Genomic DNA, 24,721 nt, shown 5'->3' on the forward strand with positions numbered 1-24,721 from the left:
CACCGACAGGGCCGCCGTCGTCCGCCGTGGGCGGACGCGCGGATCCCGGGGCGGGATCAGGACGCGGCGGTGTGGAAGCGCAGCTGCGCGGCGATGAGGCCGTCGGAGGCGATCATCTCGACCGCGTCGGCCGCGTCCTCGAGCACGTTCGGCAGCACCTGCCGCTCCGTGGAGGAGAAGGGCTTGAGCACGAAGTCGGCGGCGTCCTGGCGGCCGGGAGGGCGGCCGATGCCGATCCGCACGCGCGTGAAGTCGCCCGAGCCGACCGAGGAGATGATGTCCCGGATGCCGTTGTGGCCCCCGTGCCCGCCGCCCTGCTTGAGCTTCATCGCGTCGAACGGGATGTCGAGCTCGTCGTGCGCGACCACGAGCTGCGACGCGTCGAGCGAGAAGTACTTGAGGAGGTTCGCGACCGGCCCGCCGGACAGGTTCATGAACGAGCTCGGCTTGGCGAGGATGAGCTTCGGCCCGCCCGGGACCGCGCGCCCCTCCGCGACCTGCGCGTTGGCGCGGTGCGAGCGGAAGGCGACGCGCATCCGGTCGGCGAGGACGTCGAGCGCCATCTGCCCGACGTTGTGGCGCGTGCCCGCGTACTGCGGGCCGGGGTTGCCGAGGCCGACGACGAGCAGGGTCCGGTCGTCCACGTGCGCTCTCCTCGTCCTCGTGCGCACCCGGTCCCGGATGCGCGGAGCCCGTCGGCCGACGCCGGTGTCCCGGACGGCGGCCGACGGGCTCCGTGGTGCTGTCGTGCTGGTGGTGCTGACGTGCGATGCGGCGCGGGGCCGCAGGACGCTACTTGTCGGCGTCGACGGTCTCGTCGCCGGTGCCGCCCTCGCCCGTGACCTCGACGCCCTCGTCGCCCTCGGCCTGCGCGTCCTCCGCGTCGGTGGTGAGGTCGAGCTGGGGCACGGAGACCGCGAGCACGAGCGTGTCGGGGTCGGTGACCAGCGTGGCGCCGGCGGGGAGGGTGACCTGCCCGGCCGAGACCTGCGTGCCGTCCTCGAAGCCCTCGATGGAGACGACGAACGACTCGGGGATGTGCGTGGCCTCGACGTCGACCGTGATGGACGTGTTCTCGAGGGAGTGGATCGTGCCGGGGTAGGACTCGCCCTCGACGTGGATCGGGACCTCGACCTCGACGCGCTCGCCCTGGCGGACGACGATGAGGTCGACGTGCTCGATGATCTGGCGGACGGGGTCCTTCTGGACGTCCTTCACCAGCGCGAGCTGCGGCGTGCCGGCGATGTCGAGCGTGATGATCTGGTTCGCCTTGCGGATGATGAGCATGAGCTCGTGACCCGGCAGCGTTACGTGCTGGGGGTCGGTGCCGTGGCCGTAGATGACCGCGGGGATCTTGCCGACCGCGCGGATCTTGCGGGCCGCGCCCTTGCCGAACTGCGTGCGCAGCTCCGCGGTGAGGTTGTTGTCAACCATGGTGTCGCTCCTAGTGCGGCCCGTGAGGGCTCGCGTCGTGTGTGTGTCGTCTGCTCGAACGCTTGCGCGTGAGGAATGAGGTGCGAGCCCCGTCCACCGCGTCGATAACGGACCGCCGCCGCGCTCGCGCACGGCTCCTGCGATCCCTCGCCGAAGTTCAACCCCCGATGCTACCGGACGGACGGGTCCCCGGTCGACGCGTCCCCGGCCGGAGTCTGCGCGGCAGCGGGCGCCGGCGCTCCCGGCGCGGGCGGCGTGGACTGCCCCACGCGGAGCCGCAGCCCGTCGTGCACGCCGTCGACGACGTCCTCGAACGCGACGGGGGTGCCGAGCGTGGCCGACACGTAGACGCTGACGACGGTGGCGAGCGAGAGGAACGCGTCGTCCACGGTGACGCCGGCGGGGCGGCCGGTGCGGAGCGCGTCCGCGATGTCGTCGTACTGGCGGTAGTGGCCCTCGAGGTAGGTGTTGTCGAGGCGCGGCGAGCGCGGCAGCTCGGCGGCGTGCATCTCGAGCTCCGCGTCGTTCCGGACGTCGGCCTGCGCGGGCACGCCCGACTCGGGCGCCGCGTGGAAGTAGGTGAGCGACCCCGCCTCGATGACGGCCGATCCGCGCGTCCCCTGCACCTGCACGCGGGTGTCGAGCCCCGGGTACCCGGCCGTCGTCGCCTGCATGGTGGCGAGGGCGCCGGACGCGAAGCGGATCACGGCGACCGCGACGTCCTCGACCTCGATGCCGTCGTGGGCGAGCAGCGCCGTCTGCGCGTACACCTCGACCGGGCGGCCGAGGTAGGAGACGAGGAGGTCGAGCGTGTGGACGCCCTGGTTCATGAGCGCGCCGCCGCCGTCGAGGTCCCACGAGCCGCGCCAGTGGCCGGAGTCGTAGAAGCCCTGGCTGCGCCACCAGGGCGCGCTCGCGACGGCGGAGGTGAGGCGGCCGAGGCGGCCCGAGCGCACGGCGCGGTCCACCACGACGCTCGACGGATTGAAGCGGTGCTGGCTGATGACGGTGGAGAGGATCCCCCGCCCGGCGGCCTCGCGCGCCAGCTCGGCGATGCGGCGGCCCCGCGCGAGGTCGACGTCGAGGGGCTTCTCGATGACGACGTGCAGGCCGGCCGCGAGCGCCTCCTCGGCGAGGCCGATGTGCAGGCCGCTCGGGGTGCAGATCACGACGAGCTCGGCGGCGTCCTCGCGGATGAGGTCGCCGAGCCGGGCGAACACGCGCGGGCGGGCGGCGCGCAGCTCGTCGACGACGACGTCGGCCAGCTCCTCGGCGGTGGCCGCGGTGACGTCGACGAGCGCGGCCACGTGGAACTCGGGGTGCTCGGCGAGGACGCGCGCGTGGTGCGTCCCGATGACACCGCAGCCGACGATCGCGACGCGGATGGGCTCGTGCACGGCCGCCGCGGGGGCGCCGTCGCCCGTGGCGGCCGCGGGGGCGTCGTCGGCGGCGCGGATCGCGGCGGACGGCTCCGGCGGCGCTCCGGCCGCGTGGCGCGGGGCGTCCGCGGAGGCGACGGGGTGCGGCACGTCCTCGTCGGAGCGGGCCTCGCGGACGAGCGCGGGCACGTCCGCCTCGGGCACCGCCGCGGCGGGCTCGGTCGACGTGGCCGGCGCGTCGTCGACCCGCCCGGGCGACGCCGTCCGGCCGCCCGGCAGCAGCTCGCGGACGGCCGCGTCGGCGAGCGCCACGGGGTCGTCGGTGATGTCGAGCGTGATCCCCGCCTCGTCGTCGCCGAGCGGCTCGAGCGTGCGCAGCTGCGACGCGAGGAGGCTCGACGGCATGAAGTGGCCCTCGCGGGCGCCGAGCCGCTCGGCCAGCAGCTCGTGGTCGCCGGCGAGGTGCACGAAGACGGCGTCGGGCACGGCGGCGCGGAGGATGTCGCGGTAGGAGCGCTTCAGCGCGCTGCACGCGACCACGGGCCCGCCCTCGGCACGGCCGGCGAGCGCGCGCCCGACCTCCTCGAGCCAGGGGCGGCGGTCGTCGTCCTCGAGGGCGCGGCCCTCGGCCATCATGCGGCGGTTGGCCTCCGGGTGGAGGTCGTCGCCGTCGACGAAGGGCACGCCCGCGTCCTGGGCGAGGAGCTCGCCGACGGTCGACTTCCCGGATCCGGAGACCCCCATCACGATCACGGGCGGGAACGGTCGGACGGCGTCGATGCGGATCACTCCCTGCGGTTCGGTGAGGAACTCGTGCGGCGCGACCGTCTCGGTGCGCCCGTCCATCCTACGAGACGCTCCCTGTCGTCCCGCTGACGCGCGGGAGCCCGGGCGTAGCCTGAGCACCACTGTCGACAAGGAGGCATCAGATGTCAGATGACCAGCAGGCCACGGCGAACATCGGGGTGGTGGGGCTCGCGGTGATGGGCTCGAACCTCGCCCGCAACCTCGCCAGCCGCGAGGGCAACACGGTCGCGGTGTACAACCGCACCACCCAGAAGACCACCGACCTCATCGAGGCGCACCCGGAGGCCGGCTTCGTCGCCGCCACCACGGTCGAGGAGTTCGCGGCCTCGCTGCAGCGCCCCCGCACCGCGATCATCATGGTCAAGGCCGGGCGCGGCACGGACGCGGTCATCGAGCAGCTGACCGCGGCGTTCGAGGAGGGCGACATCATCGTGGACGGCGGCAACGCGCTGTTCACCGACACGATCCGCCGCGAGAAGGAGGTCCGCGCCAAGGGCCTGCACTTCGTCGGCGCCGGCATCTCCGGCGGCGAGGAGGGCGCGCTCAAGGGACCGAGCATCATGCCCGGCGGCACCGCGGAGGCGTACGAGACGCTCGGCCCGATCCTCGAGTCGATCGCCGCGGTCGCGGAGGGGAATCCCTGCGTCACCCACATCGGCACCGACGGCGCCGGGCACTTCGTGAAGATGATCCACAACGGCATCGAGTACGCCGACATGCAGCTCATCGCCGAGTCGTTCGACCTCCTGCGTCGCGTGGGCGGCCACGAGCCGGACGCCATCGCGGACGTGTTCGAGGCGTGGAACGGGGGCGACCTCGAGTCGTACCTCATCGAGATCACCGCGGAGGTGCTCCGGCAGAAGGACGCGTCCACGGGCAAGCCGCTCGTCGACGTGATCGTCGACCAGGCCGGCTCCAAGGGCACGGGCGTCTGGACGGTGCAGAACGCGGTGGGCCTCGGCGTGCCGGTCGGCGGGATCGCGGAGGCCGTGTTCGCGCGCGCCGTGTCGTCGAAGCCGGAGCAGCGGAAGGCCGTGCAGGCCACGATCACGAGCCGTCCGGAGATCCAGTCCGGCGGCGACACGTTCGAGGACGACGTGCGCGCCGCGCTCTACGCGAGCAAGGTCGTCGCGTACGCGCAGGGCTTCGACGCGATCATCGCGGGCGCCAAGGAGTACGGCTGGGACATCGACAAGGGCAAGGTCGCGGAGATCTGGCGCGGCGGCTGCATCATCCGCGCCCAGTTCCTCAACCGCATCGTGGAGGCGTACGAGAAGGACTCGGGCCTCGCGACGCTGCTGGAGGACCCGTACTTCGCGAAGGCCGTCGCCGACGGCGAGCAGGCCTGGCGCCGGGTCGTCTCGGTCGCCGCGCTGTCGGGGATCCCGGTCCCCGGCTTCGCGTCCGCGCTGAGCTACTACGACTCGCTCGCCTCCGAGCGCCTGCCCGCCGCCCTGGTGCAGGGCCAGCGCGACTTCTTCGGCGCGCACACGTACCACCGCACCGACCGGGAGGGCACCTTCCACACGCTGTGGTCCGGCGACCGCTCCGAGGTCGAGGCGGAGGACACGCACTGACCGTCCGCTGACCGTCGCCGACGCCCCGCCGCCCCTCGTGGGCGGCGGGGCGTCTGTCAGACTGGGCCGGATGGACGAGGACGAGCACCCGGAGCTGGCCGGCTACGAGCCGCACCGGCCGCGGAGCCTCCGCAGCAAGCGGACCCTGCTCGTGATGCGCGTGGTCGTCGTCGTCGGGATCGTGAGCCTGCTGCTCCCCGGCGTCGTCACCATGGTGCGCGTCGGCGCGAACACGGCCGACATGGCCTGCGCCGACTTCGTGCGCTTCGAGCGGCCCGACTCCCCCTCCTACGAGGTGCGGTTCCAGCTCTTCGGCCCCGGCGTCGTCGGCTACGAGTGCTACACGAGGTACGCCTTCGGGGGCGACGAGCACATCGTCTCGCTCGGCGTCATCCCCTCGGGGCGCGTCGCGAGCGAGGTCGTCGAGCGGGGCTCCCGGGACTGACCCGGTCGCTCCGCCCGACGCGGACGAGCTGCGGCCTAGGCCGCGCCGTCGAACATGCTCGTGACGGATCCGTCGTCGAACACCTCGTGGATCGCGCGGGCCAGCAGCGGCGCGATGGGCAGCACCGTGAGCTTGTCCCAGCGCTTCTCCTCGGGGATCGGCAGGGAGTCCGTGACGACGACCGAGTCGATGTGCGGGCTGTTCAGGATCTGCGTGGCCGGGTCCGAGAAGACCGCGTGCGTGGCCGCGACGACGACGCCCGTGGCGCCGTTCTTCTTCAGCGCCTCGGCGGCGGAGACGATGGTGCGGCCGGTGTCGATGAGGTCGTCGACCAGGAGGCAGACGCGGCCCTCCACGTCGCCGACGATCTCGTGCACGGTGACCTGGTTGTGCACCTTCGGGTCACGGCGCTTGTGGATGATTGCGAGCGGCGCGCCGAGCTTGTCGCTCCAGATGTCGGCGACGCGGACGCGGCCCATGTCGGGCGACACGACCGTGAGGGTCGTGGAGTCGAGCACGGAGCGCATGTGCTCGAGGAGCACGGGCATCGCGAAGAGGTGGTCGACGGGGCCGTCGAAGAAGCCCTGGATCTGCGCGGCGTGCAGGTCGACCGACATGATGCGGTCGGCACCGGCGGCCTTGAAGAGGTCCGCGACGAGACGGGCGGAGATCGGCTCGCGGCCGCGGCCCTTCTTGTCCTGGCGGGCGTAGGGGTAGAACGGCGCGACCACCGTGATGCGCTTGGCCGAGGCCCGCTTCATCGCGTCGACCATGATGAGCTGCTCCATGAGCCACTCGTTGATGGGCGCCGTGTGCGACTGGATCACGAACGCGTCGCTGCCGCGGACGCTCTCGTCGTAGCGGATGTAGAGCTCGCCGTTGGCGAAGGTCCGCGCGTCGGTGTGCACGAGGGTGGTCTCGAGCTCCTGGGCGATCTGCTCGGCGAGCTCGGGGTGCGCGCGACCCGTGACGATCACGAGCCGCTTCTCTCCGGCGGTCTTGATTGCGGGCACGGGACTCCGTCTCGTCAGTGCTGCTCGGTGGGGTCGGTCCCGGACGGCTCGTCCTGGTGCCCGTCGGCGGCCTCGACGGCGGCCCGGGCCTCGGGGGTGCCCGGTCGCTTGGCCTCGGTCCAGCCGACCATGTTGCGTTGCGGCGCCACCGAGATGCCGAGTGCGCCGGGTGGGACGTCCTTGCGGATGACGGCACCGGCACCCGTGTAGGAGCCCGTACCGATCCTAACGGGTGCCACGAGGACGTTCCGCGAGCCGAGGTGGACGTGGTCGCCCACCTCCGTGCGGTGCTTGGCGACGCCGTCGTAGTTGGCGAAGATCGCGCCCGCGCCGATGTTCGAGTGCTCCCCGACCGTCGCGTCGCCCACGTAGCTGAGGTGCGGGACCTTGCTGTGCGCGCCGATCTCCGCGTTCTTCGTCTCGACGTACGCGCCGATCTTGCCGTCGTCGCCGAGCCGCGTGCCGGGCCGGAGGAAGGAGAACGGCCCGACGGTCGCGCGGGCGCCGATGACGCTGAGGTTCGCGTCGGTGCGGCGGACCTCGGCGTCCTCGCCGACCTCGGTGTCGCGGAGGGTCGTGTCGGGGCCGACGGTCGCGCCCGCGGCGACGGTCGAGGCGCCGAGGACCTGCGTGCCCGGGAGGATCGTGACGTCGGCGGCGAGCGTGGCCTTCACGTCGATCCAGGTGGTGCGCGGGTCCTGGATCGTCACGCCCGCGAGCTGCCAGCGGCGGATGATGCGCGCGTTCAGCTCGGTGGCGGCGGCCGTGAGCTGCACGCGGTCGTTGATGCCGGCGACGAGCCAGCTGTCGCGCACGGGCAGGGCCTCGATGGATCCGCCCGCGCGACGGATCACGTCCGCCGCGTCGGTGAGGTACTTCTCGCGCTGCGCGTTCTCGGTGCCGATGACGCCGAGCGTCTGCCGGAGGGCCTCGGCGTCGAAGACGTAGACGCCCGCGTTGACCTCGTCGATGCGGAGCTGGTCGCCGGTGGCGTCCTTCTGCTCGACGATGGCCTCGAAGGCCCCGTCCTGGCCGCGGATGATGCGGCCGTTGCCGGTCGGATCGTCGAGCCGGGCGGTGAGGAGGGTCAAGTCGTTGCGGGCCTGGCGGTGCGCGGAGACGAGCGAGCGGAGCGTGGCCGCGTCGAGGAGCGGGACGTCGCCGGAGAGCACGACGACCTGGCCCGTGAACCCGTCGGGCAGGGCCGTGATGCCCACCTCGACGGCGCGGCCGGTGCCGGGGATCTCGTCCTGGTCGACCACGACGGCCTGCGGGGAGAGCGCGCGGACCACCTGGACGACCTGGTCGCGCTCGTGGCGGACGACCGTGACGATGTGGCGCGCGCCGAGCTCCTCCGCGGTCGCGAGCACGTGGCCGACGAGCGGCAGGCCGGCGAGCGGGTGCAGGACCTTGGGGAGGCGCGAGCGCATGCGCGTGCCCTGGCCGGCCGCGAGGATCACGACCGCGATGGACGGGCTGCGGGGCTCCCCGTCGACGTCGAGCTCGCCGGTGACGATGGGGATCTCGCGGGTCCTCGGCGTGCTGTCTGAGTCGGTCATGGCGATCTCCCTGATCTGGGTCGGTCGGTCCGGCGCGCCCGGGTGGGGCGTCGCTCCGCCCCCAGGATTCGAACCTGGACCTCACAGCTCCAAAGGCTGAAGTGCTGCCGTTACACCAAGGCGGACCGCTCCACGGCCCGGCCGTGCGCAGGTCGAGTCTGCCAGACCACGGGGCGCGGGCTGCCCGTGCGTGCGGCCGGCGGGCCGGGTGGGCGCCGCGGGCACCCCCTAGCGACCTCGCACGCGCGGGTCCCGCCCGTAGCGCGGGGCCGCGCCCATGCTCTCGCGGAGGGTGGCGGCCTCGTAGTCCCGGTGGAAGATCCCGCGCTCCTGGAGGATCGGCACGACCTGATCGACGAAGTCGTCGACGCCGTCGTGGAGGCTGTCGATGGAGAGGGAGAAGCCGTCGCAGGCGCCGGCCTCGAACCACTCCTGCATGAAGTCAGCGACCTCCTCCGCCGTCCCCGCGACCACGGGGTGGAAGTCGATGACGCCGTGGGCGATGACGTCGCGCAGCGACCAGCCCTCGCGGACGACCTCGAGGGCCCGGACCGCCCGCGGATCCCCGGGGCTCGCGACCGCGCGGGCGAGGAGTTCCGCGGGCACGGGCTCGTCGATGGCGTCGTACGTCAGCGGCAGGCCGATCATGTGCCCGAGGTAGGCGACGCGCTGGCGCAGGTCGAGCGACTCGTCCAGGAACCGGCGCCGGTCGAGGGCCTCGCGCTTGGTCGCGGCGACCGTGGGCATGAAGCCGGCGAACATCTTGATGTCGTCCGCGTCCCGGCCGGCCGCGACGGCGGCCGCGCGCAGGGCATCGCGCTGGGCGCGGGCGGAGGGGATGTCGAACGGGTTCGCGTAGACGCCGTCGGCGTAGCGGCCGGCGAGCTCGAGCCCGTTCTGCCCTCCCCCGGCCTGGAAGATCACCGGCTGCCCCTGCTCGGACGGCGGGATCGGCAGGGGTCCGACCGACGCGACGTGCTGGCCGCTCAGGTTGATCGGCCGGACCTTCGACGCGTCCGCGTAGCGGCCCGCCGCGACGTCGCCGATCAGCGCGTCCTCCTCCCAGCTGCCCCAGAGCGCCTCGACGATCTGGATGACCTCGTGCGCCCGGGCGTACTTCTCCGGCCGCGGCGGCACCTGCGCGCCGAAGTTGGCGGCCGCGTCCGGGTTCGACGTGGTCACGGCGTTCCAGCCGATCCGGCCGTGGCTGACCACGTCCATCGCCTTGTACTGGCGGGCGATGTTGTACGGCTCGTTGAAGGTCGTGGACGCGGTCGCGACCAGGCCGATGCGCGACGTCTCACGCGCGATGGAGGTCATGACGACCACCGGGTCGATCACGTGCCGCTGCGGCTGGACCTCGAGGTCGGTCTCCAAGGCCGGGGTGTCGGCGAAGAACAGCAGGTGGATCTTGCCGCGCTCGGCGGAGCGCGCGTGGCGGACGTGCTCGTCCATGTCCGTGTAGCTGTCCAGTCGCACGCCCGGGAGCCGCCAGGCGCCCGGCACGCCGCCGAAGCCGCCGACGAGCTGCATGGCGATGAGCATCTGGGGGGTGGTGCGGGACGTGTCGTCGTTCTCCATGGATCCATGCTCCGACCTTCACATAGGTGTGAATGTCAAGCGGCGTCTCGCCGTGGACGTCGGATGTCGCGGCGCGCTCAGCTCGCGTGCGCCAGCGGCTCCTGCGTGGTGGCCTCGTCGAGGGCGGCGATGTAGCTCGTGATCGCGTCGCGGTTCTGCATGAGGAAGTCGATCTTCTCCGCCATGCGGTCGCGCTCGCGCGTCAGGAGGTCGCGCAGCCCGGGCTCCGCGTTCCGGACCACGATCGTCTGCGGCTGATCGAGGCACGGGAGGATGTCGATGATGATGCGCGAGGGGATGCCGGCGTCGGCGAGGCCGCGGATCTTGTTGACGCGGTCGACGAGGTAGTCCCCGTAGTCGCGGTACCCGTTGTCGAGGCGCTGCGGGGAGATCAGGCCCTGCTCCTCGTAGTACCGGAGCATGCGCGGTGGCACGCCCGTCCTCTTCGCGAGCTCTCCGATGCGCATGCCGTCCTCTCGTCCGCGTTTGACCTTCACACTAATGGCAACGTCGACACTGGAGGGCACCAGGACAGGAAGGCAGGACCATGAAGATCGGCATCATCGGCACCGGCATGATCGGCGCCACCCTCGCGCAGCGCCTCGCCGGCGCAGGGCACGACGTGGCCGTCGCGAACTCCCGAGGCCCCGAGACCATCGAGGGCGCGGCCCTCAGCACCGGCGCGCGGGCGGTGGAGGCGGCCGACGTCGCGGCGGGGGTCGATGTCCTCATCGTGTCCGTGCCGCTGAACCGGGTCCCGGACGTCGCGCCCCTCGTCCGCGCGGCGCCCGAGGGCGCCGTCGTCATCGACACCTCGAACTACTACCCGATGCGCGACGAGGCGATCGCCGAGCTCGACGGCGGCCAGGTGGAGAGCCTGTGGGTCGGCGAGCAGTACGGCCGACCGCTGGTCAAGGCGTGGAACGCGATCGTGGCGCAGTCCTTCGCGGAGCGCGGAACCCCGGAGGGCACCGCCGGGCGGATCGCCGTCCCCGTCGCCGGAGACGACGCGGCCGCGCAGGCGCTGGCGATGTCGCTGGTGGAGGACACCGGATTCGACGCGTTCGACAGCGGCTCGCTGGCGGAGTCGTGGCGACAGCAGCCCGGCACCCCGGCGTACTGCACGGACCTCACCGCGGAGGAGCTGCCCGCCGCCCTGGCCGCGGCCGACCGGGCCAGGTCGGCGCGCCGCCGCGATCTCGTCATCGACGTCGTGACCGAGCGCGCGGAAGCCGGCGGGGACGTGACCTCCGACTACCTCGTGCGGCTCAACCGCGCCGTCTACTGAGCGCGGGGCCGCCCCGACACGACGGTGATCGCGCCGACGGCCGGACGCACGACGAGAGGCTCCCTCCCTGAGGGAGCCTCTCGTCGTGCCCGGTGGGATCAGGCGCTCGGAGCCGCGTCGGCCGGGGTCGCCCGACGGCGGCCGATGAGCAGGGTGGCGATGAGGCCGGCGATCGCGATGATCAGACCGGTCGTGAAGGCCGCCTGACCCGCCGACACCGTCTGCGCCACCGTGAGGGCACCCGGGCCGGTCGCGCGGGAGCCGATCGTGTACGCGGACACCAGGACCGCCCCGCCGGCGGCGCCCGCGAGCTGCTGCACCGTGGTGAACGCCGCGGTCCCGTGCGGGTACAGCTGCGAGCGCAGCGACGACAGGGCGAGCGTCGTCACCGGTCCCCAGATCATCGCCTGGCCGGCCGCCATGAGGAGGTAGCCGGTGAGGTAGGTCCACACGCTGCTCGTGTCGTCCAGGGTGCTGAGGAACCAGATGCTCGCGGCCCAGATCACGGCACCCGGGATGGTCAGCGGCAGGGGACCCCACCGGTCGTAGACGCGCCCGCCGAGCGCGGAGACGACGGAGATGATGACGCCGCCGGGGAGGAGGAACAGCCCGATCGCGAGCGTGCTGAGCCCCAGCGCCCCGGTCAGCACGAACGGCAGGACCAGGGCGACGCCGAAGCCGTTCATCGCGACGAACAGCATCACCACGACCGCGACCGCGAACCGCCTGCTCTGGAAGATGCGCATGTCGAGGAACGGCTCGGTGCGGCGGCGCAGCGCCACCTGGCGCCAGACGAACCCGGCGACCCCGATGAGGCCGATCACGGTCGGGACGAGCGGGGGCATCGGGGCGTGGCCGGACGCGGACTCGCCGATGAGGGACAGGCCCAGCACGAGGGCGCCGAAGCCGACCGCCGACAGGGCCAGGGAGACGAGGTCCAGCGAGGCGCGCTCCGGGGTCGTGATGTTCCTCAGCTTCACGGCACCGGCGATCAGCGCGATGACGGCGAGCGGGAGCACGAGGAGGAACAGCCACCGCCACGGGAGGTAGGTCAGCACGAGCCCCGAGACGGCCGGCCCCACGGCGGGAGCGATGGCGGGGACCGCGGTCACGAGCGCCATGACGCGACCCCGGCGCGACTCCGGGATGAGCCGGATGGCGGTGGTCATCAGCAGGGGCAGGAACACCGCCGTCCCGACGGCCTGGACGATCCGGCCGATCAGGAGGATCCCGAAGGACGGGGCCACGGCCGAGACCGCCGTGCCGATGATGAACACCGACAGCGCGGTCAGGAAGATCGTGCGCAGGTGGAAGCGGCGCATCACGAAGCCGGTCGCGGGGATCAGGACCGCCAGGGTCAGCAGGTAGCCGGTCGTCAGCCACTGACCGGCGGACGGGGTGATCCGCAGGTCGGCGATGAGGGTGGGCAGGGCGACGCCCAGGAGCATCTCGTTGAGCAGCACGAGGAAGGTGGACGCCATCAGCAGGCCGATGACGAGCGCGTCGCCCGGCTGGAGGCGATCGGCGGTCCGCGGCTGCTCGCGCGGTCGGAGGGAAGTGGTCATCCCTCCATCGTCGACATTCACATAAGTGTGAAGGTCAAGTCCGCAGCGGATCCGGCGCCCGTGCGCCGAGCGCTCGCCCGGCGGCGCCGCGATCCACCGGCTCCGCCCGGACCGGCATGATGGGGGGATGCCCAGCCGCGACGAGGTCGACCGCATCGTCGACGCGTGGCGCCGCGAGCGGCCCGACCTCGACTTCTCGCCGCTCGAGGTGCTGTCGCGGGTCGGCCGGCTGTCGCGGCTGCTCGAGCGCGCGCGGCGCTCGGCCTTCCAGGAGTCGGAGCTCGAGTCGTGGGAGTTCGACGTGCTGTCGGCGCTGCGGCGGGCGGGCGATCCGTACCAGCTGAGCCCCAAGGCCCTGCTGCAGCAGACGCTCGTGTCCTCGGGCACGATGACGAACCGCATCGACCGGCTCGTGGCGCGCGGCCTCGTCGAGCGGCGCACCGACCCGCACGACGGGCGCGGGATCCTCGTCGTCATGTCGGCCGCGGGGCGCACGCGCGTCGACACGGCCATCACGCGGCTCGTGGCCGAGGAGGCGGACCTGCTCGCGACGATGCCCGCCGCCGATCGCGACGTGCTCGCGGGGCTGCTGCGGCAGCTCATCCTCGACCTCGACGACGACGGGGCCTGAGGCCGGCTCGGCGGCGTCCGGCGCCTCGGCGACGGGCGATCCCCTCGGGTCAGGCGTGGGCGACGCAGCGGCGCGCGGCCGGGCGGATCGCGAGGCGGCCCGCCGGGATCGGCTCGCCGCACACCTCGCACCGGCCGTAGGAGCCCGCGTCGAGGCGGGCCACCGCGGCGTCGACGTCGTCGAGGCGCACGCGGGCCTCGCGGATCATCGCGTCGGACTGCGAGCGCTCGAACGCGAGGGTGGCGCCCTCGGGGTCGTGCTCGTCGTCGGAGTTCGCGTCCTGGCGCGCCTCGACGATCGCCGCCACATCGCGGTCGAGGCCGCGGATGAGGGCCAGCGTGTCGGCGCGGAGCGCGGCGAGGGCGGCGCGCGGGTCGACGGGCGGGTCGACGGGGTCGGGATCGGGGGCGGAGGTCACTCCACGGGAACGCGCCGGGGGTCCGCGGGCTTCCCGGCCGGATCCGCCAGGGGCGCGGCGACGGCGTCCCGTTGCGTCCCCGGGTCGGCGGTGGCGGCGGCAACACGACGCGACCGCGCGCGGGACCACGCCGCGACCACTCCGGCGAGGGCGAGGCAGATCGCGGTCGCCACGAGGATCCGCGCCCCCTCCCCCGCGCCCGCCGGCACGAGCGGCAGCAGCACCTGCACGGCGAGCACGAGCATCACGACGGCGATGGCGGTGTCGAGGACGCGCCAGGCGGCCGGGCGGGCGAGCACGGGCGCGAAGACGCGCGCCGCCAGGACGAGGAGGGTGAACCAGACGCAGCTGGCCACCATCGCGCCGATCCCGAACGCCCAGCGGCCGTCGCCGTGGCCGGCGGCGACGGACCCGACGAGGAGCACCGTGTCGAGGTACACGTGCGGGTTGAGCCAGGTGAGCGCGAGGCACGCGCCGACCACGGCGCCGAGGGAGCGGGGCGCGCTCGCGGCGACCGCGAGGCCCCGCGGCGCGACGGCCCGGAAGAGCGAGAGGGCGGCGTAGCCCGCGAGGAAGGCGGCGCCGAGGACGCGGATCACGACGATCGCCACGGGCGCCGCCTCGATGACCGCGCCGACCCCGGCCACCCCGAGGCCGATGAGGATCACGTCGGAGAGGGCGCAGATCACCACGACGGCGCCCACGTGCTCGCGCCGCGTGCCCTGGCGGAGGAGGAAGGCGTTCTGCGCGCCGATCGCGGCGATGAGCGAGAAGCCGAGGCCGAAGCCGGAGAGCGCGTGGGCGAGGGGGTGCATGGCCTCCACGCTAGGGATCGCGCGTGCATCAGACCAGCTCATGTTCCTGCAGCGCCATTAGCATCGCTGATGATGGACATCCGCACCGAGCACCTGCGCACCCTCGCCGCCGTCATCGACACGGGCACGCTCGACGCCGCCGCGCGGGCCCTGCGCCTCACGCCGTCCGCGGTGAGCCAGCGCATCACGGCGCTCGAGCGGAGCGCCGGCCGCGTGCTCCTCCGCCGCACCCGGCCCGCGACCACGACCGAGGCGGGCGACGCCGTCCTCCGGCACGCGCGCCAGGTGCTCCTGCTGGAGCGCGACCTCGACGGCCTGCTCGGCGTGGGCGACGGCGACGCGCCCCGGGCGGGCACCGCCGCGGTGCCGGTGGTCGTCAACGGCGACTCGCTCGCGTCGTGGCTGCTGCCGGCGTTCGCGGGCCTCGCGGCGGAGACAGGGCAGGCCGTCGAGGTGCTGCGGGAGGACGAGCACCACTCCCTCGACCTGCTGCGCGACGGATCCGCGATGGCCGCGGTCACGAGCGTGCGCGACCCGGTGCAGGGCTGCACCTCGGAGCGCCTCGGCCGGATGCGGTACCGCGCCCTCGCGACGCCCGCCTACGTCGCCGCGCACCTGCCCGACGGGCCGACCCCGAGCGCGCTGGCCGTGGCGCCCCTCGTCATGTACGACCGCAAGGACGCGATGCAGGACCGCTGGCTCCGCGGCCGCCGCGCGCCCGCGGGCCAGCCGCGCCACTACGTGCCGTCGTCGGCGGAGTTCGTCACGGCGGTCGCGCTCGGCATGGGCTGGGGAATGCTGCCGGACCTGCAGGCCGAGGAGCTCGTGGAGCAGGGCGTGCTGGTGCCGCTCGACGCGGCCAGCCACGTGGACGTGGCGCTGCACTGGCAGCGGTGGAGCGTCGACTCCCCCGTGCTCGCCGACCTCACCCGGCACGTGCGCGCCGCGGCCGCCTCGCTCCGGTAGGGAGCGGGCGGCCGCGGGTCGTGCGAGGAGCGGGTCGGCGACCCGTGGGATCAGCGTCGCAGCGCCGCCCGGGCCAGCCGGTTGCCGATGAGCTGCACCACCTGCACGAGCACGATGATGATGAGCACCGCCGCCCATGTGACGACCGGCTCGAACTGCCGGTACCCGTAGACGATCGCGAAGTCGCCGAGGCCGCCGGCGCCGATCGCGCCCGCGACCGCCGTCATGTCGACGATGCCGACGAAGACGAAGGTGTAGCCGAGGATCAGCGGGCCGAGGGCCTCCGGGATCAGCAGCGTGAAGATGATCCGCACCGGGCTCGCGCCCACGGACCGGGCCGCCTCGATCACGCCGGGCTGCACCGTGAGCAGGTTCTGCTCGACGATGCGGCTGATGGCGAACGAGGCCGCGAGCGACAGCGTGAAGATGATCGCCGCCTGCCCGATGCCCCTGCCCGTCACGACGCGGGCGAGGGGCTGGGCGGCGACCAGGAAGATGATGAACGGGATCGGGCGGAAGGTGTTGACCACCACGTTGAGCACCGCGAACACGGGCCGGTTCGCGAGCAGGCTGCCGCCGCGCGTGAGGTAGAGCCCGAGGCCCATGAGGAGGCCGCCGAGCCCGCCGAAGAGGAGCGTCAGCAGCACCATCGTGAGCGTCTCGACCGTGGAACGGCCGAGGAGCGGGAGGAGCGGGGTCAGCGCGTCCATCTCAGACCACCTCCGTCACGGTGACGCCGGCGCGGTCGGCCGCGAGCACCTCGTCGATGCGCGCGGGGTCGCCCCCGAGCGCGAGGGTCAGGTTGCCGAACGTGCGGCCCTGGATGTCGGTGATGCCGCCGTGCACGACCTCGAAGCCGATGCCCGCATCCGCGAGCGCGCGGAAGACCTCGCTCTGGGTGGCGCCGCCGTCGGCGAACGACAGCGTGACCAGCCGGCCGGGGTGCCGGGCCCGCAGGCGCGCGACCTCCTCGGGCTCGGGCACGCCCGCGACGACGGTGGAGACGAAGCGCCGCGCGGCGTCGCTCGTGGGCCGGGAGAACACGTCGAACACCTCGCCCTGCTCGATGACACGGCCGGAGTCCATGACGGCCACGCGGTCGGCGATGGACTTGATGACCTCCATCTCGTGCGTGATGACGACGATGGTGACCCCCAGCTCCTCGTTGACGCGGCGGAGGAGCGCGAGGACCTCGCTCGTGGTCTCGGGGTCCAGCGCGCTCGTGGCCTCGTCGGCCAGGAGGATCGCGGGGCTCGTGGCGAGCGCGCGGGCGATGCCGACGCGCTGCTTCTGGCCGCCGGACAGCTCGTCGGGCCGGGCGTGCGCCTTGTCGGCGAGGCCGACGAAGTGGAGGAGCTCGCTGATCCGCCGCTGCTGCTGGTCCTTCGGCATGCCCGCGACGGACAGCGGGTACGCCACGTTGCCCCACACCGTCTTCGACGCGAAGAGGTTGAACTGCTGGAACACCATGCCGATGCCGAGCCGGAGCTTCCGCAGCTCCCGCTCGGGCAGGTCCTGGATCTCCCGCCCGTCCACCGACACCGTGCCGGAGGTCGGCCGCTCGAGCGCGTTCACGAGCCGCACGAGCGTGCTCTTGCCGGCGCCCGAGTAGCCGATGATCCCGAACACCTCGCCGCGGCGGATGTCGAGGTCGACGGCGGCGAGGGCGTCGAGGCCCTGCTCGCCCTTCGCGCGCGGCGGGTACTGCTTGCCGACGCCCCGCAGGGAGACGTGCGGGGCGTCCGTCACTGAGCCGACTTCTTGTCGGCGACGGCCTTCTCGGTGGTGGCGAGGATGCTCTGCAGCTCGTCGGCCGGCGTCTTCAGCGGGATGGCCGTGTCGCCCGAGTTCTCGACGAGGGCGTCGATGACGGCCGGGGTGTCCTCGAAGATCCGCGCGAGCTGGAGGTACGTCTCGTTCTCCGCGTCGTCGGCTCGGGCCGCGAACACGTTGACGTAGGCGAGGGAGTTCGGGTCGCTCGGGTCGTCCTGGGCGATGGCGTCATCGGAGGTGAGGCCGGCGTCGGTGACGAAGTCGTTGTTGATGATGACGGCGTCGGCGTCGGGCAGCGACGTGGCCGTGAGCGCGGCGTCGACGGGCGTGACGGTGACCTTGGAGGCGGCCTGGTCGATGTCGTCGAGCGTCGAGATGCTGGATCCGCCGCCCTCCAGCGTCACGAGGCCCGCGCTCTGGAGCACGAGGAGGCTGCGGGCGAGGTTCGACTCGTCGTTCGGGACGACGACGGTGCCGCCCTGGGGGATCTCGTCGACCGAGCCGTGCTTCTGCGAGTACAGCGCGAGCGGGTAGATGGCGGTGGCGCCGATGGGCGTGAGGTCGTCGCCCGCGCCCTCGTTGTACTGCGCGAGGTAGACGAGGTGCTGGAACTGGTTGAGGTCGATCTCGCCCTCGGACAGCGCGGGGTTCAGCTGCGTGTACTCGGAGAAGTTCACGACCTCCACGTCGATGCCCTCCTCCTTCGCCGCGTCGACGAAGGGCTGCCACTGCGGGTCGCTCGCGCCGACGACGCCGATGCGGACGGACTTGCTCCCGCCCGAGAACGCGCCGGTCGCGAAGAGCACGGCCGCGACGATCGCGAGGACGACGACGACCGCGCCGATGATGAGGCCGAGGCGGTTCTTCCGCTTCGGTGCGTCGATCAGGGGTGCCTGGGTGGTCATGGGGATCCTCTCGGTGGTGCGGGGCCGGTGCTGTCCGGGGTGGTGCGGGCGGTTCGGGCGATGCGGGGTGCTGCGGGCGCGGGAGCGCACGACGGCGGCGGTGCGCGACGGCATGGCGGGCGACCCCGCGGGGGCGCACGACGCGGGTGAGCGGTGCGCGGTGCGGGACGCCGACGACGGCCGGTCGCCGCGTCCCTGCAGCACCTCGACGGTAGGCGGCCGGACGGGGGCGTGTCGAACCGGGCCGTAACACGGGGACACCCCGCGGCGCCCGCGGGATGTGGCAGGGTCGGCCACGGAGGTGCCCATGCACGAGGACGACGACGTCTCCGCGCTCCCCGTCGAGGAGTTGCGGCGCCGGGTGTACGCGCAGGGCGCCGACGAGCGCGACGAGCGATGGATCCGCGCGGCGGCCGAGCTCGACCGGCGCGAGCGCGCGTCCCGGCCGGCCGAGGCGGCGGCGGCGGTCCGCGGGGACGAGGCTTCCGGCTCCGCCGAGGCCCCCGACCCCGCGGAGGCGGACCCGACGGCGGACGATGACGATGCGCACGACCCCGGCCCCGGATCCCGCCGCGCCCTCGCCTGGGCCGCCGGCGCGCTCGCGGTGGGCCTCCTCGCGGGCGGCGCGATCGGCGCGGCCTCCGCCGGATCCCCCGCCCCCACGGCGAGCACCGACGGCACCCCGAGCCCCGGCGCCGACGCGCCTCCCGTCGCCGCGGGATCCTCCCCCGCCCCCACGGCGAGCGCCGACGGCCCCGCGCTCCTCGGCCCCGACTCCTCCTCCGACCGCCGCAGCCGCCCCGCCGGCCCGATCTTCGACGGCCCGCAGGAGGACGGCGACCTGCCGCCGCGGGCCGTGCGCGCCGACGTCGACGCGACCACGATCCGCGCGGTCCAGACGAGCGTCGGCCTCTACGCGGCGCTGTCCGACCGGGGTGACCGGTGCCTCCTGGTGTTCCCGAGCGGCGGCGCGGGCGTCGTCACGTGCGCATCGCCCGACCGGGTCGGGTCCGACGGCCTCCGCATCGCCTGGACCACCGAGTTCCCCTCGCGGAACCGCGACGGGTCGACGGGCATGATCACGGGCGACGTCGAGGCGATCTGGTCGGGTGACGACCTCATCACGCTGACCACGCCGGACCGCATCCTCGCGTACTGAGCGGATCCCGACGGACCGCGCGGGCGGTGTGGGAGGGTCGCTGCGACGGAAGGGGACCACGATGTCCGCACGCGCACCCGGGTCGGACGACGACCTCGCCGCGCTCCCCCTCGACGAGCTCCGGCAGCGGGTCTTCGCGCAGGGCGCCGACGAGCGCGACGAGCGGTGGATCCGCGCCGCCGCCGAGCTGACGCGCCGCGAGCGGGCGGCGTCGACCGCCCCGGAGGACGCCGGCGACGCGGACGACGCGGACGACGCGGACGAGCCGGCCACGTCCTCCGACGAGTCCGCCGCGGCCGATGCGACGGCCCGCCGCGGCCGTCGCCCGCTCGCCTGGGCCGGCGCCGCCCTCGCGGTCGGCCTCCTCGCGGGCGCGGGCGTCGCGACCGGGCTCGGCGCGGGATCCGCGGCGCCGTCGGCCGATCCGGCGCCCCGCGCGTCCCCCGCGCCGACCGCCTCCGTCGACCCCGCGCCGCCGGATCCCGCGACCGTGCGCTCGCTCCTCGGCACCGAGATCAGCGGACGGTCCCGCGGAGTCGCCCTTGAGGACGTCCTCGACCGCCCCCAGGAGCAGGCGGACTCGCCGCCCCGCTCGCCGCGCGGCGACGTCGACCTCTCCTCCATCCGCGGCGTGCAGACGAGCGTGGGCCTCTACGTCGCGCGCACGATCTCCGCCGACGTGTGCCTACTGGTGTACCCGTGGTCGGGTTCCCCCCAGGAGGACGACTCGAGCCCGGGATCGGGGGTCCTGTCGTGCGTGTCCCCCGCCCAGCTCGCCGCCTCCGACCTCCACGTCACCTGGGTCGCGGACGCACCGCTGCGCGCCTTCGACGGCAGCATCGTCCGGGCGGGGATCGAACTCACGGCCGCCCTGGCCCCGGACGGCACGATCACCCTCGCCTTCCCGGCAGGTCAGCTCGCGTACTGACCGGTCGGCGGATCAGCCCTCGAGCAGCTCGCTGAGCTCCATCCAGCGGCTCTCGAGCGCCTCGACCTCGCCCTCGATGGCGCGCACGCCCTCGTTGGCCTTCGCGAGCCCCTCGTAGTCGTTGGGGTCGTGCTCGGCCATGGCGTCGAGGGCCTGACGGCGGCGCGTGTCGGCCTTCTCGAGCTTGCGGGTGATGCTCGCGAGCTCCTTCTGCGCGTTCCGCAGCTCGGCCCCCTGGAGGGACGGGCCGGTGGATCCGCCGAGCGTCGCCGTCGCCTGCCCGCCCACCTCGTCGGGGCGCGCGACCGTCGACTTCTCGGCGTTGCCGGGCTGCTGGCGGAGCTTCAGGTACTGGTCGACGCCGCCGGGGAGGTGGCGGAGGTTCCCGTTCATCACGGCGTACTGCTGGTCGGTGACGCGCTCGAGCAGGTACCGGTCGTGGCTGACGACGAGGAGCGTGCCGGGGAACGAGTCGAGGAGGTCCTCCATCGCCGCGAGCATGTCGGTGTCGAGGTCGTTGGTGGGCTCGTCGAGGATGAGGACGTTCGGCTCGTCGAGCACGATGAGGAGGAGCTGCAGGCGCCGCTTCTGGCCGCCCGAGAGGTCCTTCACCGGCGTCGACAGCTGCGCGCTCGTGAAGCCGAGGCGCTCGAGCAGCTGGCCCGGCGTCATCTCCTTGCCGCCCGCGACGTAGGTGGTGCGCTGGCGGCCGATGACGGTGGACACGCGGTCCTCGAGCACGTCCTTCAGCTCGTCGAGCTGCTGCGTGAGCACGGCGACCTTGATGGTCTTGCCGCGCTTCACCTTGCCGGTCGTGGGCTGGAGCGTGCCGGCGACGAGCGAGAGCAGGGTCGACTTGCCGGCGCCGTTCACGCCGAGGATGCCGGTGCGCTCGCCGGGCGCGATGCGCCACTCGACGTCCTTGAGGATCTGCCGGTCGCCGTAGCTGACGGACACGTCGAGGAGGTCGACGACGTCCTTGCCGAGCCGCTGCATCGCCATGGACGCGAGCGACACGGTGTCGCGCGCGGGCGGCTCGTCGGCGATGAGGGCGTTGGCCGCCTCGATCCGGAACTTGGGCTTGGCCGTGCGCGCGGGCGCGCCGCGGCGGAGCCAGGCGAGCTCCTTCTTCATGAGGTTCTGGCGCTTCGCCTCGGAGACGGCCGCGCTGCGATCGCGCTCGACGCGCTGCAGGATGTACGCCGCGTAGCCGCCCTCGAACGGCTCGATGAGCCGGTCGTGCACCTCCCACGTGTAGTTCGCCACCTCGTCGAGGAACCACCGGTCGTGGGTCACGACGATGAGGCCGCCCGAGTTCGGCGACCAGCGGCGGCGGAGGTGCCCGGCGAGCCAGGCGATGCCCTCCACGTCGAGGTGGTTGGTGGGCTCGTCGAGGAAGAGGATGTCGTGGTCGCCGATGAGGAGCTTCGCGAGCGCGACCCGGCGGCGCTGGCCGCCCGAGAGCTGGGCGACGTCGGCGTCCCACGGCACATCGGAGGCGAGGCCGTCGATCACGTCGCGGACGAGCGGGTTGCCCGCCCACTCGTGCTCGTCGATGCCGCCGACGATCGCCTCGCCGACGGTCTGGCCGTCGGGCAGGGTGTCGCTCTGGTCGAGCACGCCGATAGTGACGCCGCGGCGACGCGTGACGCGGCCGCCGTCCGGCTCGAGACGGCCGGAGAGGAGGGAGAGGAGGGTCGACTTGCCGTCGCCGTTGCGTCCGACGATGCCGATGCGGTCGCCCTCGTTCACCCCGATGGTCACGTCGTCGAAGATCACGCGCGTCGGGAACTCGAGGTGGAGCGCTTCGGCTCCCAGCAGATGGGCCACCGCACGAGCCTAGGTGGTCCGTGCCCGGGGAATTCCCGCGAGCCGCCCGCCGTTGGCCCTCCTCGTGACCCGCGAGGGCCGCGCGCTCGACGGGGAGCAGCCCGCCCGCCGCCCGCCGACGGGGATCCGCCCACCGCGAGGAGCGCACATGACCACCGGCCCCGACACCGCATCCCTCCCCGCGACCGCGGCGACCGCGGCGCCCGCAGCGCCCGCAGCGCCCGCCGAGCCGCTCGCGCACGCTCCCGCCGCCGCTCCTGCCCGCCGCGAGTCCGCCGCCGGGCTCGTGGTCTACGCGCTCACGCTGCTCGTGCTCGTCGCGAGCGGCGCCGCGCCCTCGCCCCTCTACCCCGTGTACCAGGAGGAGTGGGCGCTGCCGCCCGTCGTCCTCACGGTCGTGTTCGCGGTCTACGTCGCCGGCCTGCTCGCGACGCTGCTCACCGCCGGCCGCCTCTCCGACCACATCGGCCGCCGTCCCGTGATCCTCGGGGCCCTCGCCGTCTCCACGGTCGCGATGCTCGTGTTCGCGTTCGCCCACGACGGGCTCGCCCTCGTGGTCGCGCGGATCCTCCAGGGGCTCGCGATCGGCCTCGCCACGGGCGCGCTCGGCGCCGGCATGATCGACCACCAGCCGACCCGGCGAACCGGCCTCGCCGCGTTCCTCAACGGCGTCGTGCCGCCCGCGGCCCTCACGGTCGGCGCGCTCGGCAGCGGGTTCCTCGTCGCCTACGGGCCCGCGCCCGAGGAGACGGTGTTCCTGGTGCTCGCGGCGCTCATGGTGGCCGCGGGCGTCGGCGTCGCGGTCGTGCCCGAGCGGCAGCCGCGCCGGGCGGGGGCGCTCCGGTCGCTGATCCCGTCGGTCGCCGTGCCGCGCGCCGCGCGGTCCGTCTTCACCGCGGTCGTCGGCGGCATGATCGCGAGCTGGGCGCTCGGCGGCATGTTCCTGGCCTTCATCGGATCCGTGCTCGGCACGACGTTCGGCCTCCACAGCGCGGCGCTCACGGGCGCGGCCATCGCCCTGTTCACCGGCACGGGCGCCATCACGGGCATCGTGATCCGCACCCGCGACGCCCGCCGCAGCCTCGTCGTCGGCGTGGTCGCCCTCGTGCTCGGGCCGGTCGGCCTCGTCGCGGCCATCTGGACCGCATCGCTCCCCCTCTTCGCGGTCGCCGCGGTCGTCGGCGGCGTCGGCTTCGGCGCCGGCTTCCAGGCGGGCCTCCGGCTCGTGCTCGCGGAGGCGCCCGTCGACCAGCGCGCGAGCCTCCTCTCCTCCGTGTACGTGGCCAGCTACCTCGCCTTCGGCGTGCCGAGCATCGTCGCGGGGATCTTCGTGGAGGCGGACGGCCTCCCGGTCGTGCTCACCGTCTACGGCGCGTTCGTCGCGCTGAGCGCCCTGGTCGCGCTCGTGCTGCAGCTCACGGGGCGCCGCACGCGCCGGGCCGAGCGGATCGCCGCCCGGGACGCCGCCACCGGCGCCTGAGGCCGGCGCCGCGGGACGCGGGCGGGCCGGGTCCCGCCCCTTCCGCGGACCGCGCGGGCCTGGCAGGCTCGTCGCGACGACCGACGGCAGGGGGCACCATGACGGATCCGGACGACGACGGCGACGCAGGCGAGGACGAGATCGGCCCCGAGGCGGAATGGGGCCGGCTCGTCGGCGCGGTCGGCCACGCGACGAGCGGCGACCCGCGGATCGCGCAGCTGGTGTTCGTGCCCGCGGCCGTGCCGCACCCGATGGAGGACGCGGTCGAGGTGTTCCGGCGGGCCGCCGCGCAGCTCCTCGACGGGGCCGACGAGCGCCCGGTCGCGTTCCTCGGCTACCACGCGGTGAACCGCATCACGCGCTCCCGCGAGGCGGTCGGGTTCCTCGTGACGGACCTTGCCGTGCACGTGAAGGACGCGCCCTCCGGGATCCTCCGCGCGCGCGTGCGGAGGATCCCGCTCCTCCGGGGCCCGGAAGGTACGGCCGCCTCCGCGGCGGCGACCACCGCCTCCGCCGCCGACGGGTTCGCCTGGCAGCACGCCGACCACCTCCTCCCCGCGGACACGCGACCCGCGCTCCTCGGCGCGCTGGAGACGGCCGTCGCCCTCACGCTCGAGCACGACGCCCGCACCTCCCGTCGACTGCCGGCCGCCGTGCCGCGCGCCCGGGACCTCGGCGGGCGCGTCGCCGAGCTCGGGCTCCAGGACGTGGTGCGGCTGCCCGACGACCCGCGGCACCGCAAGCACATGGCCCGGCTCGTGAAGGCACTGGCGCTGCCCGCGGAGGAGCGGGTCGCCTTCACGGTGACGGACCAGACCCTGGGCGGTCCGTACGGGCTCGTGGTCACGGATGCCGCGATCCGCTCGAAGGACCTGATGGAGCCGCCCGTCGCGACGAGACTCGCCGGCCTCGATCCCGCCGCGCTCCGGGTCGAGGGCGACCGGCTGCACGCGGGCGACGAGCACGTGCTCCCCGCGCACCTGGAGGACACGCAGCGTGCGGCGCTCACGGTCCTGATCCGGGAGCACCTGGGCGGCGCATTCCGCGACTGAGCCGGCGCGGAGCCGCGGCGCGGAGCCGCCGCGCGGAGGACCGACGTCGGCGCTCCCGGGACCCGGGGCGCGGCCGTCGACGCCTCCCGGGCGGGCGCGGGCGACGGGCTATCCTC

The 24,721-nt window shown here is 73.8% G+C and carries 22 protein-coding genes, 1 tRNA gene and 1 pseudogene; 9 read left to right on the top strand and 15 right to left on the bottom strand.

All coding sequences use genetic code 11. From position 1 onward, the window contains the following. Positions 1-56 precede the first annotated feature (56 nt). From pth to ACT7CP_RS11825, 3 genes are all read right to left on the bottom strand, one after another. Positions 57-644 (bottom strand): aminoacyl-tRNA hydrolase, encoded by a 588-nt coding sequence (pth, locus tag ACT7CP_RS11815; RefSeq protein ID WP_413963647.1) that lies wholly within the window; start codon positions 642-644, stop codon positions 57-59. Between the two features lie 148 nt (positions 645-792). Beyond that, the gene (locus tag ACT7CP_RS11820) at positions 793-1,434 is read right to left on the bottom strand and encodes a 50S ribosomal protein L25/general stress protein Ctc (RefSeq protein ID WP_445442373.1); all 642 of its coding nucleotides are present in this window, start codon (positions 1,432-1,434) and stop codon (positions 793-795) included. A 170-nt stretch (positions 1,435-1,604) separates the two neighbouring features. Beyond that, positions 1,605-3,659 (bottom strand): gluconokinase, GntK/IdnK-type, encoded by a 2,055-nt coding sequence (locus ACT7CP_RS11825; protein WP_445442374.1) that lies wholly within the window; start codon positions 3,657-3,659, stop codon positions 1,605-1,607. Positions 3,660-3,742: 83 nt separating this feature from the next. Between ACT7CP_RS11825 and gndA the strand changes: the two genes are divergently transcribed. Together gndA and ACT7CP_RS11835 are read left to right on the top strand one after the other, a co-directional pair. Next, positions 3,743-5,197, top strand: a complete 1,455-nt coding sequence (gndA, locus tag ACT7CP_RS11830) for an NADP-dependent phosphogluconate dehydrogenase (RefSeq protein ID WP_445442375.1) — start codon at positions 3,743-3,745, stop codon at positions 5,195-5,197. 70 nt (positions 5,198-5,267) lie between these two features. Beyond that, positions 5,268-5,642, top strand: a complete 375-nt coding sequence (locus tag ACT7CP_RS11835; protein WP_445442376.1) for a hypothetical protein — start codon at positions 5,268-5,270, stop codon at positions 5,640-5,642. 35 nt (positions 5,643-5,677) lie between these two features. Here ACT7CP_RS11835 and ACT7CP_RS11840 read toward each other — a convergent pair whose 3' ends face one another. The 5 genes from ACT7CP_RS11840 to ACT7CP_RS11860 all read right to left on the bottom strand — a co-directional run bounded on the left by ACT7CP_RS11840 (position 5,678) and on the right by ACT7CP_RS11860 (position 10,262). Then, complete coding sequence (locus ACT7CP_RS11840) at positions 5,678-6,655, bottom strand: ribose-phosphate diphosphokinase (RefSeq protein WP_445442377.1); 978 nt, start codon at positions 6,653-6,655, stop codon at positions 5,678-5,680. A 14-nt stretch (positions 6,656-6,669) separates the two neighbouring features. Beyond that, entirely contained in the window at positions 6,670-8,214 is a 1,545-nt protein-coding gene (glmU, locus tag ACT7CP_RS11845) for a bifunctional UDP-N-acetylglucosamine diphosphorylase/glucosamine-1-phosphate N-acetyltransferase GlmU (protein WP_445442378.1), read from the bottom strand. A 53-nt stretch (positions 8,215-8,267) separates the two neighbouring features. Further along, a tRNA-Gln gene (locus ACT7CP_RS11850) sits at positions 8,268-8,339 on the bottom strand. Between the two features lie 103 nt (positions 8,340-8,442). Further along, positions 8,443-9,795 (bottom strand): NtaA/DmoA family FMN-dependent monooxygenase, encoded by a 1,353-nt coding sequence (locus ACT7CP_RS11855; RefSeq protein WP_445442379.1) that lies wholly within the window; start codon positions 9,793-9,795, stop codon positions 8,443-8,445. Between the two features lie 77 nt (positions 9,796-9,872). Then, positions 9,873-10,262 carry a MerR family transcriptional regulator gene (locus ACT7CP_RS11860; protein WP_445442380.1) on the bottom strand — a complete coding sequence of 130 codons (390 nt, stop codon included), beginning with the start codon at positions 10,260-10,262 and terminating at the stop codon, positions 9,873-9,875. Positions 10,263-10,324: 62 nt separating this feature from the next. On the opposite strand from ACT7CP_RS11860, the pseudogene ACT7CP_RS11865 reads away from it, so the two are divergent. Continuing rightward, positions 10,325-11,083: pseudogene (locus tag ACT7CP_RS11865) on the top strand (NADPH-dependent F420 reductase); the annotation flags it as partial. Between the two features lie 98 nt (positions 11,084-11,181). Here the strand turns inward: ACT7CP_RS11865 and ACT7CP_RS11870 are convergent. Further along, positions 11,182-12,648: a DHA2 family efflux MFS transporter permease subunit gene (locus tag ACT7CP_RS11870; RefSeq protein ID WP_445442381.1), complete on the bottom strand. Its 1,467-nt coding sequence runs from the start codon at positions 12,646-12,648 to the stop codon at positions 11,182-11,184. A gap of 127 nt (positions 12,649-12,775) precedes the next feature. Between ACT7CP_RS11870 and ACT7CP_RS11875 the strand changes: the two genes are divergently transcribed. Next, positions 12,776-13,279 (top strand): MarR family winged helix-turn-helix transcriptional regulator, encoded by a 504-nt coding sequence (locus tag ACT7CP_RS11875; protein WP_413963657.1) that lies wholly within the window; start codon positions 12,776-12,778, stop codon positions 13,277-13,279. A 49-nt stretch (positions 13,280-13,328) separates the two neighbouring features. Here the strand turns inward: ACT7CP_RS11875 and ACT7CP_RS11880 are convergent, their stop codons facing one another. Together ACT7CP_RS11880 and ACT7CP_RS11885 are read right to left on the bottom strand one after the other, a co-directional pair. Then, positions 13,329-13,697, bottom strand: a complete 369-nt coding sequence (locus ACT7CP_RS11880; protein ID WP_413963658.1) for a TraR/DksA family transcriptional regulator — start codon at positions 13,695-13,697, stop codon at positions 13,329-13,331. Beyond that, positions 13,694-14,512, bottom strand: a complete 819-nt coding sequence (locus ACT7CP_RS11885) for a LysE/ArgO family amino acid transporter (protein WP_445442382.1) — start codon at positions 14,510-14,512, stop codon at positions 13,694-13,696. The genes ACT7CP_RS11880 and ACT7CP_RS11885 overlap by 4 nt, the downstream gene beginning before the upstream one ends. 69 nt (positions 14,513-14,581) lie before the next feature. Here ACT7CP_RS11885 and ACT7CP_RS11890 point away from each other — a divergent pair, with 69 nt between their 5' ends. Then, positions 14,582-15,478, top strand: a complete 897-nt coding sequence (locus tag ACT7CP_RS11890) for a LysR family transcriptional regulator ArgP (protein WP_445442383.1) — start codon at positions 14,582-14,584, stop codon at positions 15,476-15,478. Positions 15,479-15,528: 50 nt separating this feature from the next. On the opposite strand, the gene ACT7CP_RS11895 is transcribed toward ACT7CP_RS11890, so the two are convergent. From ACT7CP_RS11895 to ACT7CP_RS11905, 3 genes are read right to left on the bottom strand one after another with little or no spacing between them, the layout of a single operon-like run. Next, positions 15,529-16,188: a methionine ABC transporter permease gene (locus tag ACT7CP_RS11895; protein WP_445442384.1), complete on the bottom strand. Its 660-nt coding sequence runs from the start codon at positions 16,186-16,188 to the stop codon at positions 15,529-15,531. A 1-nt stretch (position 16,189) separates the two neighbouring features. After that, complete coding sequence (locus tag ACT7CP_RS11900; protein ID WP_445442385.1) at positions 16,190-17,227, bottom strand: methionine ABC transporter ATP-binding protein; 1,038 nt, start codon at positions 17,225-17,227, stop codon at positions 16,190-16,192. Beyond that, positions 17,224-18,156 (bottom strand): MetQ/NlpA family ABC transporter substrate-binding protein, encoded by a 933-nt coding sequence (locus ACT7CP_RS11905; RefSeq protein ID WP_445442386.1) that lies wholly within the window; start codon positions 18,154-18,156, stop codon positions 17,224-17,226. Before ACT7CP_RS11905 ends, ACT7CP_RS11900 begins: the two co-directional genes overlap by 4 nt. Before the next feature lie 307 nt (positions 18,157-18,463). On the opposite strand from ACT7CP_RS11905, the gene ACT7CP_RS11910 reads away from it, so the two are divergent. Then, positions 18,464-19,315 carry a hypothetical protein gene (locus ACT7CP_RS11910; protein WP_445442387.1) on the top strand — a complete coding sequence of 284 codons (852 nt, stop codon included), beginning with the start codon at positions 18,464-18,466 and terminating at the stop codon, positions 19,313-19,315. A 61-nt stretch (positions 19,316-19,376) separates the two neighbouring features. Further along, on the top strand, positions 19,377-20,243 hold the full coding sequence (locus ACT7CP_RS11915; protein WP_445442388.1) for a hypothetical protein: 867 nt from the start codon (positions 19,377-19,379) through the stop codon (positions 20,241-20,243). A gap of 12 nt (positions 20,244-20,255) precedes the next feature. On the opposite strand, the gene ACT7CP_RS11920 is transcribed toward ACT7CP_RS11915, so the two are convergent. Further along, positions 20,256-22,073: an ABC-F family ATP-binding cassette domain-containing protein gene (locus ACT7CP_RS11920; protein WP_445442389.1), complete on the bottom strand. Its 1,818-nt coding sequence runs from the start codon at positions 22,071-22,073 to the stop codon at positions 20,256-20,258. Between the two features lie 148 nt (positions 22,074-22,221). On the opposite strand from ACT7CP_RS11920, the gene ACT7CP_RS11925 reads away from it, so the two are divergent. Then, the gene (locus tag ACT7CP_RS11925) at positions 22,222-23,553 is read left to right on the top strand and encodes an MFS transporter (RefSeq protein ID WP_445442390.1); all 1,332 of its coding nucleotides are present in this window, start codon (positions 22,222-22,224) and stop codon (positions 23,551-23,553) included. Between the two features lie 98 nt (positions 23,554-23,651). Beyond that, on the top strand, positions 23,652-24,605 hold the full coding sequence (locus ACT7CP_RS11930; protein ID WP_445442391.1) for a hypothetical protein: 954 nt from the start codon (positions 23,652-23,654) through the stop codon (positions 24,603-24,605). The last annotated feature ends 116 nt before the right edge of the window (positions 24,606-24,721 follow it).

This window comes from Clavibacter rahimiani (genome assembly GCF_052654495.1).